Source organism: Corynebacterium sp. HMSC068G04, from assembly GCF_001814885.1.
Taxonomy (GTDB): domain Bacteria; phylum Actinomycetota; class Actinomycetes; order Mycobacteriales; family Mycobacteriaceae; genus Corynebacterium; species Corynebacterium hiratae.
In genome coordinates, this window is sequence record NZ_KV818353.1 from 68,566 (window position 1) to 85,153 (window position 16,588).

The window sequence follows — 16,588 nt, forward strand, 5'->3', positions numbered from 1 at the left end:
GCCTTACTCCCGCACGCTACCTTCCTCATAAATAACTTCTTGTGCTCCAGCAACCGCCTTCTGGCGACGCAGCCACCACACCAGCCAACACCCAATGACAATCACCGCAGCCAACAGCGTGTACATCCACCACTGCCAGCCCGGTCCGTGGGAGGCGTCGAACACCGACTCCTCTCCCGGCTCCAAAGGAACCTGATGGCCACGCACCAACAAGCGGTGCGTATTAATCCCGTACGGGGTGCACGTAATCAGTGTGACGTAATCCTGATCAGCGACTGGTCGCAGACCATCTACCTCGCTCGGCAGCACAACTTGAATGTCGTCTACGACGTATTTCAATTTGTGGCCAGCAACCTGAATGTAGAAAACATCTCCCTTGGAAGCCGAATCAAGGTGATCAAACATCGTTGAATTCGCCAGGCCCGTATGCCCCGTGATGACGGAATGAGTTCCTGGTCCGCCGACCGGCAAATCAGAGCCATACAAATGCCCCAGACCACGTTGCAGTGTCTTATCTGCGGTGCCATGAAACACCGGCAGATCAACGTCTACGGCTGGGAAGACAAGGCGAGCCATCGCTTCGGTCTCACCCAACTGTTCCAGGTAAGCCTCATAATCGGGATTATCCACACCGATACGGTTCAGCCACGGATCCAAGATCGGACCCGAAGTCTGCTCCTCGTTGTACGCATGCGCAGCATCCCATACGGAGTCCTGCACCTGCGCCGGTGTCTCTTTGTCCAGTCGCGCATACTCTTGCGCCACCCGTGAGGCATTCCAGTTGTTCCAGGCGGTCGAGACCACTGGGTACAGCATCACCAACAACCCGACGACAACGATTACCGCCGGAAGAGCTAAGCCTCCACGGCGCCTGTGCCGCCGGCCCATTTCCTGGCCTACCACCGAAGTCAACGACCCGCACCACCCAAAACAATGCCCCACGCGCTAGCGCAGCGCGACCGGGATTACAACGAAAGATAAAGATAGGGACCGGAATCTACGCCTAGTCCAGTCCCTTCATTGGGTCGGGCGGCCTACCTTGGCTACCCGACCCGCAACGCAGACCATTACTGGGTAGTCTGCGCTACCGGAACTACGCCCGGCCATTAATTACGCGCGGTACGACGAGCGAACCATGCACCAGCGGCAACAATTGCTGCACCAATAGCGGCCAGGATGCCGACACCGGCACCACCGGTCATCGGCAGGTTCGGGGTGTCCTGCTTGATGTTCTCAATCTCAGACACCAACGTGACCTTATCGTCACCCTCGAGATTGCCCTCTACCGAGATGTTGTCGCGAGTGAACTCAATCTCAGTGACGTTATCCTCAGGCAGTGCATAACCGGCTGGGGCCTTGGTCTCCTTCAGACAGAACTTCTTCACGTCAGTAACCTGTGCATTGTCAGCAAAGTCCGTAACGTGCAGACCGTCGATGGTAATGGAGCCATCGTCTCCAGTGGTCCACTTGTCAGCGCCCTTGACAGTCACCTTGGAACCCAAGGAGGTCTTGTCGGTGCACTGGTACAACTCAAACTCAGCGCCCTGCAGGACCTTGCCTTCTTCCTTGCCGTCCTTCTTCACAACCTTCAATTTGCCGTGGTAAGTGACAACCTCGTTGGTCTTGTTCTTGACCTCGTTGCCGGTGTTCGGGTTGTTGAAGATGACATCAGCCTGGTTCTTCAGTTCGGTGGTGTCGCCGACCTCCTTGCGCTTGACGCCGAAGGTCAGAGACATCTTGGCGCCCGACTGGACCTTGGCCAGGCCCGAATCGGTCAGCTTAACGACGAGCTTGTTGCCCTCGTCGGCCGGAGTGTTGACCGCGTAGTCACCCGCCTGCAGAACGGTGTCACCCGCCTTGACCTCGGTAACCGCCTGGAAGTCCAGGCGCTGATCCAGCTGATCCTCAAAACGGAAAGCAGTCAGGCTCTTGCCCTCACCCCAGGTCGGAGCGTCAGCCTTAATGGTGTAGGTGTAACCATCCTGGATGTGCTTATCCGCATCCTCGACGGTCTTCTCGGTCTTGGTCTCCGTGTTCTTCGGGTAAGCAACGACGTTGTAGTTCCACTCGTCAGTAGCCTCATTGACCATCGGAACGGAAACGATGAACGGAGCACCAGCAACGATGCCGGCCGGAGCGTTAGTTTCCTCTACCAAGTAGATGCCCAGGTCCAAGTCCTTGAAAGCCACCTTGCCGTCGGCACCGGTGGTCCCTTCGGCCGTCGTGGTGGTCTTGTTTTCATCCTTGACGTCGGCAGCGGTCTTCGGGAACTTAGACCAGTCGCCATTCTGCAGGTCGTAGTTCAGCTTGGTGATCTTGTAGGTCACACCAGCGAGCGGCTCACCCTGTACGCCTTCCATCTCCTGGCCGGTAGCTGCATTACCAGACTCGGCACCCTTCTTCTTGTAGAGGGTGATGGAGCCCTTCATTTTAAAGTCGATGTTGGCCGGGTTAACGGAGGTGCCCACGGAAGCCTCAGAAGTGGTAGTCGCCGTAGCATCGGCGGCGGCATCGTCCTTAGCCAGGGCGCCCGGAGCGGAGATTCCCAGGGAGAGGCCTACGACTGCTGCGAAAGTGACCGAACGAGCGGTACGAGAGATCTTATTCACGGAAACAGGTCCTTTACATGAGTTGTGTAATGAGACACCGCGCCTCATCAGCTGTACGCAATCCACTCCACACGGTTTACACACCATGGCCCGGCCCATCGCTAAGAGTCTTTCACCCACATAGAGCGACGTTCCCAAGAAGGTAAGGCACCTACCCGGGCCCCTAGCCTAAGTAACGGTAGCCTGTGGATTACATAGCTAGACCCTATACCTAGAAGAAGAAATGCGATATCGAACAAATGCCCGCTTCCCATAAAACCAGCTAGCCCTCTCAAGTAATCGCCCCCCCCCCCGCGCAGATAATAATTATATTCGCAGTTAAACTGCGGTATTGGTAGCTGCCATTCCACTTTGAGTGATATCGACCTCACCGCCCCCTTACGGGGGCTCTAGCAGCCTTGCCCAGGCACATTGGTGGCAACTATCTCACTGCGAAACGCTTACCAAGAGCGCCATGCAACCACCAGCACAACCATTAACACTGTCAATATCGCCAGGTAGACGTGAATCTTCATGGGCAACCACTGGGGCGCGGCAAGAAGGTACCTCAGGACAATCCCGAAGCCATATATTTTCTCGGTCTTTAACAAACTCCAGATAGAAAGCTAACATCCCTAGGTTTCTTGGCGGGGCTCTCTAAGAACGATCACCAGTAGTTTTCGCGGCACGAAGGAGCGCCGCATAAGCGCCGTCGCGGGCCAGCAGCTCAGCGTGGGTGCCGCGCTCGGCCACGCGGCCGGCGTCGAGGACGACGATCTGGTCGGCATCGCGGATGGTGGACAGGCGGTGCGCGATGACCAGGCGGGTAGCGTCCGCGCCAAGCACTGCGTCCTGGATGGCGCGCTCCGTTTCGTTGTCGAGGGCCGAGGTAGCCTCATCCAGGATGAGCACCCGTGGGCGACGCAGCAGCGTACGCGCCAGCGAGAGGCGCTGCTGCTCACCACCGGAGAAGCGGTAGCCGCGCGAGCCCACGAGAGTATCCAACCCGTCGGGAAGCGCGGCGATGACCTCGTCCACGCGGGCGGCGTGCAGGGCCGCCCGCATTTGCTCCTCGCTGGCATCGGGCTGCGCGAAGAGGAGGTTCTCCCGCACTGTGCCGTGGATGAGGTAGGTCTCCTGGGAAACCACGCCAATGACCTCCGCGCGCTGCTCAGGTGGAATATCGCGCAGGTCGACCCCGCCCAGGTGCACGGTGCCTTCGGTCGGATCGGCAAGGCGCGCAAAAAGTGCGGCCACCGTGGACTTGCCGGACCCGGTATGCCCCACTAGCGCGGTGGTGGTGTGGGCGGGGATGGAAAGGGAGACGTCGGAAAGCGCGTCGGTGTCGGTGCCGGGGTAGCGGTAGGAGACGTGCTGGAGGGTGAGGGAGGCGTCGGCAAGCTGGGCGGGCTGGGTGGCCTCGGTGAGTTCGGGCTCCAGGTCCAGGTACTCGAAGATGCGGCTAAACAGCGCCATCGACGCCACCCACTGCGCGCCCACGTTGAGCAGGCCGGTAATGGGACGGAAGATCTGGGTCTGCAGGGTGGAAAAGGCGATGAGCGTGCCAATCGTAATGCCCGGGCGCAAGCCGGCCGCCAGGTAAATCAGGGCCGGCATCACGCCGAAGATGATTTGCGTCAGCGCCATGCGCCAGCGCCCGGCCAACTGCGATTCCAGCTCCAAACGGATGAGGGAGCGGGAGGTTTTCTCAAAGCCGTCATAGACGCGCTCCTGCGCACCCAGCGTGGCCGCCAGGCGCATGCCGGACACGGACAGGTTCTCCGAAATGGTCTGCTGCAGCGTCGCCTGCGCGCGGCTGTTTTTCTCCATGAGGCTGCGGCGCAGCACGGCGGCGCGGCGGGTGAGCCACACGGCGGGTGGCAGCACCAGCAAGGACAACAGCGAGAGGGTGGGCGAAAGCGCCACCATCGCTACCAACGTGGCCACCGTCATGGTGAGGTTGCTAGCCACGGAGGTCGCGGTGGTGGTCACCATGCCGCGCATCGCCGCGATGTCATTGGTCAGGCGGGATTGGATCTCGCCGCCCCGGTTATTGGTAAAGAACTGCAGCGATTGGCGCTGCAGGTTGGCAAAGACCTGCGTGCGCAGCTCGTGCATGATGGTGTGCCCCACCCGCGCGGATAAAAAGGACTGGATAACGCCGATGGCCTGAGAGACCACGGTGATGGCCAGCATGCCGCCCACCAGCCACAACAGCAGTGCGGTGTCGTGGTTGGGAATGGCCTCGTCCACGGTGCGGCGCACCAAGAAAGGCTGCACCACCGTCAGCCCGGAGGTGGCGATGATGAGCGCCACCACCACAAGCAGCGTGCCGCGGTGCGCGGCAAAAAGGCCGGCGACGCGAGCAAACTTCACCGGGTGCTGGGCCAGCTGATCGACGTCCGCCGGGTCCTTCACCGCGGTGTGCATCGGCCGGGTCATGGCTTAACCGCAGGTAACGATGGGCTGCGGGTCGTAGACCGTGGTGGTGGTCTCCCGGGAGATCTCCTTGCCGGAGAGGTCCTTGATCACGCGGGTATCGGACGTCGTGAAGCCCGGCGTGCCAGACGACGGCGAGCAGTCCTCACTCACCGACTTGCGCTGCGGCTCGGTCTTGGCCCAGCGGCCGTTGTTGATGGATTCGACGTCGACAGTCTTCACGCCCTTGAAGCGCACGGTGATGTCGTTGCCGAAGTCAGTCTCGATGCGCACTGGGTGGTTCGAGGTGTTCTTGAACTGCAGGTCAATAGCACCTTCATAGACGGTGGCCTCGCGGCCTGCCGGGTAGCGCGAGATGTAATAGGAGTGCGGGGTGTGCGCCACGTCCTCCATGCCCGCGAAGTACGCGGCGTTGTAGAGGGTGGTGGCGAACTGAGAAATGCCGCCGCCCACGGCCTTACCGGCATGGCCGTCGATGATGATGCCGGACTCCACGTAACCCTGCGCGGTACCGCGCGGGCCGGTGTAGCCGTTGAGGGAGAAAGTCTCACCCGGGTTAACCACGGCACCGTTGACTTGCTGGGCTACCAGCCGGATGTTGGTGCCGGAGGCGCCGGAGAAGCCGCCAGTGGAGAACTCGGACACGGTGTCATCGAAGGTGGCCTTCTCCGCCATTTCCGTGGTGAAGTCTGCGGGGTCCGGCTTGTAATCGGCATCCCATTCGCGGTCGTCCTCGCTGCTCACACGGTCCTCGAAGCCCTCGAGGGTCTTCTCCCAGTCGATGATGGATCCATCCACCGAGGGCGTGATCTGCTTGTCATTGCCGCTGAAGGAAATCTTGGCGTTGGTGCCGGGCACCTCGGAGCCCTGCATGCGCTCTTGGAAGAGCTCGCGCGCGCGGTCTTTATCCACCTTGAGGCGCAGCTCGCCATCCTCGGCGGCAATGGACACGAACTGGGAAATCTCCGGCTTGCGCAGCGTACCGGCGGTGTTGTTCTCGCCCTTCAGGGTGAGCGGGTTATCCAGCGCGCGGGCAGCATCCCCGGTGCGCATGGCCTCAATCGCCTCATCATTAATCTGCGGCTCCACCACCATCGGCTCGACGTCTACGCCCTCGGGGTCGAGCCAGTGCTTAACGACGCCCTCGTGCAACTCTCCCTTTTCCACCGCCTGGCCGAGCTTGGGTGCGGTCTCTTTGAGGGAGCCGTCGATAAGCTCCAGGTTTCCATCCTCCGGTTCGATCTTCAGATCGTTGCCAACGCGCTCGAGCTCTCCGGAGAGCTGTGTTTCATCGACGTCCACGGCGACAGGGATTTCCTGGGTGGGCTTGATGAAGCTGTACAAGCGCGAGAAGGGGTTCAGGGAGGCGTCAGGAATGCCATCGACGGCCTTCTGATAGTTCAGGCTCAGGCCGGAATCTTGGGGGATAAGCTGCGAGCTTTTCTCCCCGGCACGGATATCCACGGGCTGAGCCGCAACGTCCCCGAGTTCCTGCTCCAGCTTCTCCACCGCAGCAGTGCGCTCCATGCGGGAGATGTCCACGCCGCCAACCGACGTCGCGCGCGGAACCTTGTGCTGGTTGGCCATCACATCCCACGCATAGGCGATGCCGGCGATGAGTAGGAGGCCGACGAGGACACCAAGGGTCACCTGGAGTCCCTTGCGTCGCTGCTGCCTGTGTCCGATTGCCTTTTTCACGTGTACGAGATTAACGTCTGCCAGCTAGTTTTTACTAGTCGCGCTCCTGCTGGACCACGACTTCGGCGGCCGCGTCGATGACCGCGTTGATGTCATCGTCCGTGGACCACAGCGGCATATCGGCCCCGGCTTCGAGGGCTGCGGCCACGGCCTCCGGCACGCTGAAGTTCTCCGAGATAGAAGCCATTCCTCCCAGGTCATCGGTGTAAATCGTGCCCTCGAAGCCCAGCTCCTCGCGGGCTAGCTGGTAGGCCCGCGGGTTGAGGGAAGCGGGTTCATCGCCGAGGCCTGGAACCACGAGGTGCCCCATCATGAGAGCCGCGTCCGGAGCTTGCGGGATTGCCGTGTGGAAAGGCACGAATTCGTGGCCATGCAATTCTTCCAGGGGCGGGGTAACGGCCTCACCCAGGTGCGTGTCCCCGGAGGCGCGCCCGTGGCCGGGGAAGTGCTTGAACACGGCCTTCACGCCGGCAGCCTGCAGCCCGCGGGCAAAGGCCGCGCCATACTCGCCGGCGGCCTCCGGGTCGGTGGAGAAGGCGCGGTCGCCGACGACCTCCAGGTCTCCCCCATCCACGTCGAGCACCGGGGCGAAGTCCACCGTCACGCCGTGGGCGCGCAGGCTGTGCCCGATTTCCGTGGCTAGGGCCTCGACCTCTTCTGGGCTATGGCCCTCCGCCATGGCCTGCGGGGAGGGGTAGTCGCCCAAGATTTCGGAAAAGCGCTGCACGCGCCCGCCCTCGAAGTCGATGGAGACCTCGAAGTCGCGGCCCATTTCCTCGCGCAAAGCGTTCACTCCCCGCGGGCCATCGCTCAGCAGCTCCGGGTCGGCCCAGCTGGGGATAAAGAGCCCGCCCACGCCGGCTTCCAGCTTCGCGCGGGCATCGTCATAGTTCAGCGCCGGCGGCATGAGTTTGGCGGCGGCGCGGGCGCGGACGTCCTCGGGCGCAGCATCCTGCGGTGTCGAGTCCCCCGACGCGGCGCTAGTGGGCGGGGCACTGGTTTCGCTGGGCGGGGCGTCGGAAAGCGCAGGCTCCTCGCTACACGCGCTCAGCGCACAGCTAGCACTCAACAGGAGGGCAGGCATTGCTTTTCTCATGCCCACCAGTGTGCCTGAAGCACCCGCACGGGCAACACCTGGTTGTTAGGATGGCCACATGAATAACGGAGAGACCATGCTCATTGCCTATGACGGCTCCGACCGCGCCGACCGCGCCCTCGAGTACGCCGCGCGGCTCCTGCGCCCCACCGACGTCGAAATCCTCACCGCCTGGGAGCCGTCCGCGCGCCAGGCTGCCCGCGCCGTCAGCCGCACCGGGCTGCACCAATCCACGGTCTCGCCGGACAGCGTGGAGGACGATCCGGCCTACGAGGAGGCCCTCGCCATCTGCCGCCAGGGCATCGCCAAGGCGGAGACCTTGGGGCTGCGGGGCCATGCCCACCTGGTGGAATCCGTAACGACGATTCAGAGCGCGATTGTCGACGCCGCCCAAGAACTCAACATCGACGTCATCGTCACCGGTACTCGCGCCCTCACCGGCTTCCGCTCGCTGTGGACGAATTCCACGGCGGAGTACATCGTGCGCAACGCCGGTCTGCCGGTCTTCATCGTGCCGCCGGAGAACGACGATGAGGACGACGCGGAAGAAAGCGACTCCTAAAGGCAGCTTTTAGCTGCTAGAATCTGGCGCCATGGCATTCGACAGCGATTCCCTCAACAAGCGCACCCTGGGCCCGGCCCTGGGCAGCGCGGTCGTCGGCGTGGCGCTGGGAGTCGTAACCATCCTGGGCATTGCCCAATTCTCGCAGGCAGATGCCGTACCGAACGATAACTCCGTCAAGGCCTCCGACGCCGTGATGGGCGGGCCGGAGTACGGCTCCCGCGAGTAAGCGTGCGCGCACGCATCGGGGGGCTTTTCTTTTTAGCCCTCGTGGTTCTGGTGCAGCCGTGGGGGCTGACCGCCGCCGATACCAAGCACGATCTGGTGGCCAACCCGGCTGGGTTTTTGGCCGGCGCGCTGCATGCTTATACCGATACTTTCACGCTGGGCCAGTTGCAGAACCAGGCCTATGGCTACCTCTTCCCGCAGGGCTTGTTCTTCTTGCTGGCGGACCCGCTGCCGGATTGGATAGCGCAGCGCGCCTGGTGGTTCCTGGTCTTAGCGGTGGGCTTTCTGGGCTTCTTCCGCTTGGCCCGCACGGTGCTTCCCGCCGCGCCGGGCTATGCCGCACTGATGGGCAGCCTCCTCTATGCGCTCTCCCCGCGCACGCTGACTACGCTGGGCGCGATTTCCTCGGAGACCTGGCCGGTCATGCTCGCCCCCTGGGTGCTGCTTCCCTTCCTGCGACAGGGCCGGTTGGGCTGGCGGGACGCCGCGCCCTCGGTGGTGGCGGTGGCCTGCATGGGCGCGGTCAACGCCACGGCCACGCTAGCGGCCTGCCTGCCGGCGGGTGTGATTCTGCTGTGGCGGCGCGCGGGCAAGGCCGGCCTGGCCTGGCTCGCTGGGTGCGCGGCGGTATCCGCGTGGTGGATTACCCCGCTGCTTATCCTGGGCCGCTATGCCCCGCCCTTTACGGAATTCATCGAGTCCGCTGGCGTGACCACACGCTGGCTCAACCTGGCGGAAATTCTGCGCGGCACCACCAGCTGGGCGCCCTTTGTGGATACCGAGCGCGTCGCCGGCAATGAGCTGGCCACCGAGCCGGTCTTCGTGCTCGTCACCGTGAGCGTTGCCACCTTAGGCCTGGTGGGCCTGTCCCGCCTGCCGCGCCTCTGGTCTGCGATGTTGCTCGTGGGCGTGGCCGTACTGGGCACGCATGCCGCCTGGTACCTCGACGCGCTCGACGGCCCGCTGGCCGCGCTGCGCAACGTGCACAAGTTCGACCCGCTGGTGCGCCTCCCGCTGCTGCTCGGCGTGGCCGCGATTGCCGCCCGGGTGAGGTTGCCGCGGACGTTGTCCCCGGGGCGTCGTGAAGCAGCGGGCCTTGTGGTGTGCCTCGTGGTGGTGGGCGCGACCGCCCCCGCCTGGGCAGGCCGGCTGCTGCCGAAGGGCGCCTACGAGGAGGTTCCCGCCTATTGGCACGAAGCCGCCTCTTTCATGAACTCGCTGGATACGCGCGTGCTCATCTACCCCCCGGCCTCCTTTGCGCGGCAGGACTGGGGCTGGACGCGTGACGAGCCGGCGCAGCCGCTTCTCGACGTCCCCTGGGCCGTCCGCGACGCCGTTCCCCTCATCCCGCCCGAGGCTATCCGTGGCCTGGACGGTGCGATGGCACAGATTTCCCGTGATCCCGCGTCCGCGCCTTATGTGTTGCAGCGCCTCGGTATCGGGGCCGTCGCGGTGCGCCACGACCTGATTTCTGGTTCTGCAACCCATATTCCGGGCGAGGTCCACACCTTCGGGGAGGTCGACGTCGTTGTCTTCGACCGCGGCCTCTCCATGAACCTGGCTCCTGCGGATCCGCCGCGCGTGGCGGGCGGTGGGGAATCGCTCGCGCTCCTCTCCGGTCCCCATGAACTCGTCTCCGCCAACGCCGACATCGTGACCGACACACCCACCTTGCGCGACCGCAACTACGGCACGCTTACCGGCCCGGTCTCCGCGCCGCTAGCCCCTGATGACCCCTCCACCGTGCGCAATCGCCTGCGCGATTACCCCTCCGCCGGCCCTCTGACCCAAGTGGTGGAGCACGATGGTCGCGTCACCGCGTCCTCGTCTTCCGCGGATGCCTCTTCCTTCGGCGGGGCGAACCCGGCGCGCGCTCTCACCGCGGCCGTTGACGGCGAGAACTCCACCGCGTGGTGGCCAGCGCCCGGCGATTCCGGCTGGTTGGAGCTGCACTCCGACTCCACGTGGACCTCGCCCACGCTGCGTCTAATGACCACCGGCACGACTGAGGTGACCATCCACAACGGCGATTCCAAGGTGACGGTCACCATGGAGGCCTACCGCGCCCGCGATATTCGCGTGCCCGGCGCGAAGGCCTCCACCATCCGCATCGAGCCGCAGCGCCGCACCGGGATTGCGGAGGCGTCCATCGTGGACCAGCCCACCCCGCGGCGCCTCATCACCGTGCCCGATACCTCGCCCGATGCCGAGCAGTTCCTCTTCCAGCAAGACAACGAGCACATCCTCATCCGCTCCTTTACTACCCCGCGCGACATGACAGTGCGGGTCTCCGGTGAGAAGACAGTGCTTATCGACGGCTCCCCCCACGCCCCCAACTCCACCCTCAATCTGTCCGCCGGGCAGCACCTCCTGCGCACCACCGGCGACTGGGCGGCCCTGACCGATACCGCGTCCTCCCTGCCCGATCCCCTCCCCGCCTCCTCGCGTGCAGCTTCCGAGGACGAAACCGGTTCCTCCGCGGACCCGGCCGCCGCCGCTGCCGACCCATCCGACACCGGCTATACCCCGCTCGCTTCCGGCGAGCCCATCGAGCCCGCCGACCACGACCGCCTCCTTATCACCGGCCGCGCCTTCAACGAGGGCCTGCGCGGCGAGCTCCGCTCCCCCAGCACAGCCGCGGTCTCGACGCCAGGTTCGGCACAAGATTCAGCGCCGGCCTCGACGCCGACCTCCAGCTCGGAACCGCAGGCCCTCGAACCGCGCTCCATCGATGCCGACACGCAGGCCTTCCTCATCCCCGCCGGTGCCAGTGGCACCTTCCACATGTCTTTTGCTGCCGACCGCGCCTATCGCGTCGGCCTAGGCCTCGGCGGCACGCTCGCCGCGCTGACCACCGCGCTGTGCCTGCTCGTCATGGCCCGCGGCCCCCGCCCTCACTCCGCTTCCCCCGCCACCTCCGCTGCTTCCCGAACGCTCTCCCCCGCTTGTGTTGCCCACTCGTCCACCTCGGCGCGTGTCCTTCTGGCCCTGCTCATCGCGGCAACGATGGCGCTCGTCGCGGGCCTGCCCGGTGTTGCCGCCGCTGCCGCGGCGTGGGCCATCACTCGCTGGACCACGTTGCGCCCCGACTACCTGGCGGGCGCGCTCACCTTGGCCGCGGGCGCGATGCTCGCCCGCGCCCCCTGGCCTGCGGAGGGCTACGCCGGCGATTCGCTGCTCGTGCAACTGCTGTGCGTCGCGGCTATCACGTGTGCCTGCCTCCCGCCCCGCCGCACGTCCTAGATACGCGGCCCCGCCCCAGATGGTTCCCCTCAAAAGGCATTAGTCAGAAGGTGTCTTTGGGGTCAAGGAAACCATCTGCGGCGATGTAAAAGGTTTGTTTGGGGGCAAGGAAACCGTTTGACTAATGCCTTCTGGAAAATGCCATGTGTGAAGTGGCGTCTACGACCCCACCGAACCGGCGGAATCAGTCGAGCCAGCGGCGCTGGCGAGGGATCCGGAGCCCACGGTAGCGGAATGGGATCCGGAACTGGCAGAGCTCGCAGAAGCGGAGCCGGCAGGGCTATCTGCCTGGCGCGGTAACGAACGCGGGACGGCGATGCGGCCGCGAGTAAAGGCGAGGGAGCGGATGAGATCGCGGCCGGGTACCTCGACAAGCACGTAGGTCGCAGCAGAAAGCACACAGCTAACCACCACCGTGAAGACCAGCACCACCGCGAGATCCCCGGCAGAGCCGGAGAAGGCAGACACTCCCAAGAGCGGGAAGGCGATGGCCAGCACCGCCACATGCCACATAAAAACACCATAAGACCAGCGGCCCAGCGCCCGCATCCACTCGGAGGCCAGCCAGCTTTCGCGAGGCGTCAGCGCTACCGGCACCACGATGCAGGCCCCGCACACAGCACCCACCGCGATGCGGCGCGCAAACTCGCCAGGCTCAGGATGCACCAACCCCTGCGGGCCAAACCACTCGCGGCTCGCCAGCCACACGCAGCCCGCGGCCACCACCCAGCAGACCGGACGCACGATGCGCCCGGCGCGCAGGCTCACCCGCGCGGCCTCCGCCTCCGCGGCCAACATTCCCACCGCGAACCACGAAAAGTACGCCGGCGGCCAAATCTGCGTGTTGATATCGCCGGATTCATAACCGGCGACAAAGGGTAGGAAGCCCCACAACAGACTCAGCACGCTAGCAACCGCAATGAGCACAACCCGCCAACGCACAGAAAACCTATCCAATCCCCACGCCAACAGCGGCAACACCGCATAGAAGGCGAACTCCACGCACAGCGACCACAATTGCGTAAGCCCGGGAACCAGGCCATCGGCAATATAGAGCTGCGTACCAGTCAGGTTGGTGATGACTTGCGGGAGGGTTAAGGGGGAGGCGTCGGGAAGCAAGGCGAGTACCGCCACCACGCACACCACATACAGCGGTGCCAAGCGCGCCACGCGGGAAAGAAGATACTGCCCCGCCGTGTGCGCGTGCCGCCGGCGCCACAGCAAGAAACCACTGAGCACGAAGAAGACCGCCACCCCATAATCCAGCCTCTCAGCCCAGGCCCAGCCGGTTGCCGTCTGGAAAGACACGTGCGTGATCACGACCGCCAACGCTGCCAGCGCACGCACGCCTTCGAGCTCAGGGAGAAAGCGCATGGCCCACTACGATACTATTTCTGCAGTGAATCCCTCGACCGATCGGAGCTGACGTGTTCCTTCGCTCCCGCCTAGCGCAGGTGACGATTGCCGCCGCGGTGTTCCTCATACTCGGGTCCATCCTTCCGCCGCTGTATAACAACCAGGCCCGCCCGCTGCCCAGGGACCTCGACATCACAGTCCGCGCGGAACAGGACGGGGTCGAGTTCACCCGCCACACCACGACTGCCTCTGCGGAGAAGGATTCCGTGGCCCGCGCACAATCCACCACCACGCTCACCTTGGACAGCGACACCGTCGTGCACATCACCGAGGAATCCCTGCTCAACCGCGAGTCCACCTACCCGGTGGCGGGCCCGAACACGACGCAGAATATCGAGCTTCCCGCCCTTGACCTGCAGGTGGAAGACCAGGTCGAGCGCGACGGCATCAGCTACTTCTTCCCCGCCGGGGCGGAACAGCGCTCCTACCCTTTCTTCGACCCACTCACCCAGGACGCGGAGCCCATCGACTTTCTGCGCGACGAGAAGCTCGACGGCATCCCCACCTACGTCTTCCGCCAGGATGTCGCGCCGGTTTCGCTCGCGGAGGTCTTCGACCTCGATGCTCGTCGCTCCGGCCCGGCGGGTGATTTCTACTCGCCCGAATCCCTGGAACGCTACAACCTCAAGCCGAAATCGCACGTCATCCTCGAGCCCTTCTACGCGGTGAGCCGCACCGTGTGGGTCGAACCCACGACCGGCACCATCGTCAACGAGGAGGAACACCCGCGCATCTTCTGGGCCACGGATGCGAGCCAGGCCCAGGCCATGGTCGACGCCGATGACACACAAGAACGCGCGCTTCTCGACGTCCCCCTCTCCTGGTCCGATTCCACCCGCACCGAACGCCTCGACTCGGTTCGCAGGGTCATCGATACGGTCAAGGTCTTGAGCCTCGTCGGCTGGCTGGGCAAGGCCATCGGCGTGGCATTGTTGGCGGTGGCGGCCGCGATGTTCATGCGCCGTCATGCCGCCCAGAGCGCGTAGGCGCCCGTGACTACCTCCCTTGCGACGCGCGCCGCCCTCGGCGCGTGGGGCGTGGTGCTCGTGCTCGCGGTGTGCTGGCCTTTTGTGCTGCCCGGCGAGTTCCTGTGGCGCGACATGGTGCTGATTGATAACCCAGCTCTGAGCGCCTCTGCCTTCGGCGCCGGCGACCTGCCCGCACGCAATGCTCCGCAAGACGGGGTGCTGGCCCTGTTCGGCGGGGCGTGGCTGGCCCGGGTTTTTATCCTTGCTGCTGCGAGTGCCTCGGCGTGGGTGGCGGGCCGGTGGGCGCGCGAGTCCAGCCCGTGGGCAGCAGCCGCGGCGATGGCGTGCGCGGTGGCCAATCCTTTCGTCATCGAGCGCCTCCTGCAGGGCCAGTGGTCGCTGGCGGTCGCGGCCTGGTTGGCGCCCGTGATCGCGTGGGGTTGCCTCAACGCGCGCCCGCGCGTGGCGTGGCTAGCGCTGTGGGCCGCGTCCTTGACGCCCACCGGCGGGCTCTTCGGGGGCCTCATCGCGGTTGCCTGTGAGCGCGAGGGGCGAAGAAGGTGGCTCTTCGCGGGCGGCTCAGTTTTGTTGTGGTTGCCGTGGCTAGTTCCAAGCCTCGTGGGCGGTGTTCTCACCGCCCCTGCCGCTCCCGGCGACCCCGCCGCCCAGGCCGCGGCCTTCGCCCCGCGCGCGGAGGCCTACGTGGGTGCGGTCGGCTCGCTGCTCGGCTTCGGCGGCATCTGGAATGCCGCAGCAGTACCGGCTTCCCGCGAGCAGGGCTTCGCCCTGGCAGGCCTGGCCGTCGCCGCCCTCGCCATTCTTGGCGCCACCCGCCTGCCCCGGCGCGAGCTGCGTCCGCTCGCGGCCCTGGCGGTTCTCGGCATGGGCTTGGCCATCCTCGGCGCACTCGCCCCCGGTCTCATCGCCTTCGCCATCGAGCACATCCCCGGCGCGGGTTTGCTGCGCGATTCCTCCAAACTCACCTTGCTCGCCCTGCCGCTGGCCGTGGCGGGCATCGCGTCCCTGCGCCAGCTTCCGGCCGCACTCGCGCTGTGTGCCTGCCTGCTGCAGGCCCCCGATGCTCCTAAGGAGCTCGCCGTGTTACGCCCACGCGAAACGGGCATCGACCGCCAGCTCGTCGAAGACCTCGACGGGCGCCTCACCTTCTTCGCCGACCGCCCCGCCATGATCACGCTCGACGGCGGCATCGCCCTCGACCCCTACTCCAAGGCCGCGAACAAGCTCGACTCCGGCGAGCTCACCGTCGACGGTGTGACAGTGGATGAGCCATCGCCGCGCTACCTAGCGGCCGCAGAGGCCTGGGACAACCGCAACCTCGACCGGTTGGAAGAACTCGGCGTGGGCGCGGTCGTCGAGGACGGCCGCATCGCCGCCACCACGAACGCGCAACCGGCACCCGCCCCGTGGGGGCTTAGCGCCGCTTGGTGCGCACTTCCGCTTCTAGTAATTCTTCGAAGCGCGCGCCGGTCTTCTCCCACGAAAAAGTAGCCGCCAATTCGCGGGCAGCCTGGCCGAGGCGGGTGCGGAGGAGGGGGTCGTCGACAAGCATGCGCACCGCCGGAGCGAACTCGGACTCGTGGTGGACCAGCACGCCCGTCTTGCCGTCGATGACGCTGTCTTGCAGGCCAAATGCATAACCCACCGTGGGAACTCCATGTTGGGCCGCCTCCATGACTGCCAACCCCCAGCCTTCCTTGCGAGACGGCATGAGGTGAACGTCGGCCCGGGCGAGCAGTGCATGTTTATAGTCCTCGGTGACCTGGCCGCGGAAGCGCACGCGGTCCTCCACCCCGTGGGCGCGCGCATACTCGCGCAGGTGAGATTCCCACCAGCCGGAACCGATGACGTCGAGAAGCGCGCCCGGAATCCGCGCCACGGTGTCCATCGCGTGCTCAATCTGCTTGTGCGGCACCAGGCGTGACAGCGTCACCAGGTGGATGTCAGCCTCGCGCTCCAATGTAGGCACGTGTGACGGCAGGGGGTCCACGCCGTTCTCGATGATGTGCGCGCCGTGAATCCCCAGCTTCTCCAGGTCACGCTTCGAGGCCTCCGAGACCGTCACCCACGTGTTCTCGCGATACAGCGCGGGCACCACGCGAGATTCCAGGAACCACCCCAGCCGCGCCAGGACGGGCCCGGCCACCGGCCACTGCTCGCGGTGGCAGTGGTGCGTCAGGATCACCACGGGCGCCCGGGTGGCCAGGCGCGCAAAGAACGGGATGCCGTTGTGGGTATCCACCACGACATCGAAACCGCGGCGCCCGAACAACATCGCCACCAACGCGCGCGGGTAGACGCTGAACTTGGCCCCAGCGCGCGAATAGAGCAC

The 16,588-nt window shown here is 64.9% G+C and carries 12 protein-coding genes; 5 read left to right on the forward strand and 7 right to left on the reverse strand.

Annotated elements, in window-relative coordinates:
• Positions 1-3 precede the first annotated feature (3 nt).
• The 5 genes from HMPREF2993_RS12690 to HMPREF2993_RS12710 all read right to left on the reverse strand — a co-directional run bounded on the left by HMPREF2993_RS12690 (position 4) and on the right by HMPREF2993_RS12710 (position 7,821).
• Complete coding sequence (locus HMPREF2993_RS12690; RefSeq protein WP_070702698.1) at positions 4-888, reverse strand: class C sortase; 885 nt, start codon at positions 886-888, stop codon at positions 4-6.
• Positions 889-1,106: 218 nt separating this feature from the next.
• Complete coding sequence (locus HMPREF2993_RS12695; protein ID WP_070702700.1) at positions 1,107-2,609, reverse strand: SpaH/EbpB family LPXTG-anchored major pilin; 1,503 nt, start codon at positions 2,607-2,609, stop codon at positions 1,107-1,109.
• 636 nt (positions 2,610-3,245) lie between these two features.
• Positions 3,246-5,030, reverse strand: coding sequence for an ABC transporter ATP-binding protein (locus HMPREF2993_RS12700; protein ID WP_070702702.1), 1,785 nt, complete (start codon positions 5,028-5,030; stop codon positions 3,246-3,248).
• 3 nt (positions 5,031-5,033) lie between these two features.
• Positions 5,034-6,725, reverse strand: coding sequence for a VanW family protein (locus HMPREF2993_RS12705; RefSeq protein ID WP_210401571.1), 1,692 nt, complete (start codon positions 6,723-6,725; stop codon positions 5,034-5,036).
• Positions 6,726-6,759: 34 nt separating this feature from the next.
• Complete coding sequence (locus HMPREF2993_RS12710; RefSeq protein WP_070510958.1) at positions 6,760-7,821, reverse strand: glycoside hydrolase family 3 N-terminal domain-containing protein; 1,062 nt, start codon at positions 7,819-7,821, stop codon at positions 6,760-6,762.
• Between the two features lie 58 nt (positions 7,822-7,879).
• Here HMPREF2993_RS12710 and HMPREF2993_RS12715 point away from each other — a divergent pair, with 58 nt between their 5' ends.
• Genes HMPREF2993_RS12715 through HMPREF2993_RS12725 form a run of 3 tightly spaced genes read left to right on the forward strand, consistent with a single transcriptional unit; the run spans position 7,880 to position 11,854 of the window.
• Positions 7,880-8,383 (forward strand): universal stress protein, encoded by a 504-nt coding sequence (locus HMPREF2993_RS12715; protein WP_070510956.1) that lies wholly within the window; start codon positions 7,880-7,882, stop codon positions 8,381-8,383.
• Between the two features lie 31 nt (positions 8,384-8,414).
• Positions 8,415-8,612, forward strand: a complete 198-nt coding sequence (locus HMPREF2993_RS12720; RefSeq protein ID WP_010188604.1) for a DUF2613 domain-containing protein — start codon at positions 8,415-8,417, stop codon at positions 8,610-8,612.
• Between the two features lie 2 nt (positions 8,613-8,614).
• On the forward strand, positions 8,615-11,854 hold the full coding sequence (locus HMPREF2993_RS12725) for an alpha-(1->3)-arabinofuranosyltransferase domain-containing protein (RefSeq protein WP_070702705.1): 3,240 nt from the start codon (positions 8,615-8,617) through the stop codon (positions 11,852-11,854).
• A 159-nt stretch (positions 11,855-12,013) separates the two neighbouring features.
• On the opposite strand, the gene HMPREF2993_RS12730 is transcribed toward HMPREF2993_RS12725, so the two are convergent.
• The gene (locus HMPREF2993_RS12730) at positions 12,014-13,228 is read right to left on the reverse strand and encodes an acyltransferase family protein (RefSeq protein WP_070702707.1); all 1,215 of its coding nucleotides are present in this window, start codon (positions 13,226-13,228) and stop codon (positions 12,014-12,016) included.
• A 53-nt stretch (positions 13,229-13,281) separates the two neighbouring features.
• On the opposite strand from HMPREF2993_RS12730, the gene HMPREF2993_RS12735 reads away from it, so the two are divergent.
• The gene (locus HMPREF2993_RS12735) at positions 13,282-14,256 is read left to right on the forward strand and encodes a PorA family protein (protein ID WP_049156963.1); all 975 of its coding nucleotides are present in this window, start codon (positions 13,282-13,284) and stop codon (positions 14,254-14,256) included.
• Positions 14,257-14,262: 6 nt separating this feature from the next.
• On the forward strand, positions 14,263-15,747 hold the full coding sequence (locus tag HMPREF2993_RS12740) for an MmpA family trehalose lipid delivery protein (RefSeq protein WP_070702709.1): 1,485 nt from the start codon (positions 14,263-14,265) through the stop codon (positions 15,745-15,747).
• On the opposite strand, the gene HMPREF2993_RS12745 is transcribed toward HMPREF2993_RS12740, so the two are convergent.
• On the reverse strand, positions 15,671-16,588 hold a 918-nt coding region (locus tag HMPREF2993_RS12745), incomplete at its 5' end, for a glycosyltransferase family 4 protein (RefSeq protein ID WP_246822448.1). The genes HMPREF2993_RS12740 and HMPREF2993_RS12745 overlap by 77 nt on opposite strands.

Coding starts and splice junctions, on each gene's coding strand:
- HMPREF2993_RS12730 (WP_070702707.1), bottom strand. CDS start 13,228: ATGCGCTTTCTCCCTGAGCTCGAAGGCGTGCGTGCGCTGGCAGCGTTG.
- HMPREF2993_RS12720 (WP_010188604.1), top strand. CDS start 8,415: ATGGCATTCGACAGCGATTCCCTCAACAAGCGCACCCTGGGCCCGGCC.
- HMPREF2993_RS12690 (WP_070702698.1), bottom strand. CDS start 888: ATGGGCCGGCGGCACAGGCGCCGTGGAGGCTTAGCTCTTCCGGCGGTA.
- HMPREF2993_RS12710 (WP_070510958.1), bottom strand. CDS start 7,821: ATGAGAAAAGCAATGCCTGCCCTCCTGTTGAGTGCTAGCTGTGCGCTG.
- HMPREF2993_RS12700 (WP_070702702.1), bottom strand. CDS start 5,030: ATGACCCGGCCGATGCACACCGCGGTGAAGGACCCGGCGGACGTCGAT.
- HMPREF2993_RS12715 (WP_070510956.1), top strand. CDS start 7,880: ATGAATAACGGAGAGACCATGCTCATTGCCTATGACGGCTCCGACCGC.